This window comes from Geodermatophilus chilensis, from assembly GCF_002802985.1.
In the GTDB taxonomy this organism is placed as follows: domain Bacteria; phylum Actinomycetota; class Actinomycetes; order Mycobacteriales; family Geodermatophilaceae; genus Geodermatophilus; species Geodermatophilus chilensis.
Window position 1 is genome coordinate 1 of sequence record NZ_NVPT01000367.1, and the last position, 1,152, is coordinate 1,152.

At 73.4% G+C, this 1,152-nt stretch carries 1 protein-coding gene; it reads right to left on the bottom strand.

Annotated features, from left to right (window positions below):
- On the bottom strand, positions 1 to 986 hold a 986-nt coding region (locus CNO22_RS27195; RefSeq protein WP_198588653.1), incomplete at its 3' end, for a dihydrolipoyl dehydrogenase family protein.
- Positions 987 to 1,152 lie beyond the last annotated feature (166 nt).

Below are 1,152 nucleotides of genomic sequence, written 5' to 3' on the forward strand. Positions count from 1 at the left end.
GCTGCGGTGTGGATCCACTCGCTGGCCTGCGGCCCGACGGCCCAGGCGCCGAGCAGCACCCGGCGGTCCCGGTCGGCGAGCACCCCGAGGTGGCCCCGCGGGTCCTTCTCGTAGGTCCAGGGGCGCGCGATCACCTCGGCCAGGTCGACCTCCGCACCGGCGACGGACAGGCCCTGGGCCTCGGCCTGCCGAGTGGTGAGCCCCACCGCGGCGACCTCGGGATCGGTGAAGACCACCCGCGGGATCCCGTCGTAGCGGGCGGTGCGCGGCGTACCGAGGATGTTGTCGGCCACGACCCGCCCCTGGTACATGGCGACGTGGGTGAACGGCATCACCCCGGTGACGTCGCCGATTCCCCACACCCCGTCGGCGGCCCGGCAGTGCTGGTCGACGGGGAGCTCACCGCGCTCGCCGAGCCGGACGCCGGCCGTGTCCAGCCCGAGATCCCCGGCGCGTGGGCTGCGGCCGGTGCCGACGACGATCACGTCGCAGTGCAGCTGGTCGCCGCCGTCGAGCTGGACCACGGTGTCGCCGCCCTCGCGACGGACCTGCGCCGCGGTGGTGTTCGTCCGCACGTCGATGCCCTCGCCTCTGAGGTACTGCTCGGTGAGCTCCCCGGGGCGGGGGTCTTCCCGGGACAGGAGCCGGGCCGATCTCTCGAGGATCGTGACCTGGGCCCCGTAGCGGCGCAGGAACAGCCCCAGCTCCACACCGACCGCGCTACCGCCGATCAGCACCACCCGGCCGGGGATGTCGTTCAGCGTGGTGGCCTCCCGGTTGGTCCACACCGGTACGGCATCGAGGCCCTCGATCGGCGGGACCACGGCGTCCGAGCCGGTGGCGATGACGAGGTGGTCTGCGGTCAGGCTCCGTCCGTCGACGTTGACCGCGCCCGGCCCGGTGATCCGCGCGACCCCTTTGATGACCGTCGCGCCAGACTTCTCGTATCCGGCGACCTGGTTGCTGTCGTCCAGGTTGCGGATCATGTAGTCGCGTAGTCCCGCGTCGAGGGCCAGTCCAGGCGCGCCCCCTCGGCTCCGGCGGCACGGTCGACCTCGCCCCCGGCCTCCGGCGGGCGCAGCAGCGTCTTGGACGGGATGCAGGCCCAGTAGGCGCACTCCCCGCCGAGCAGCTCCCGCTCGACGATCCCGA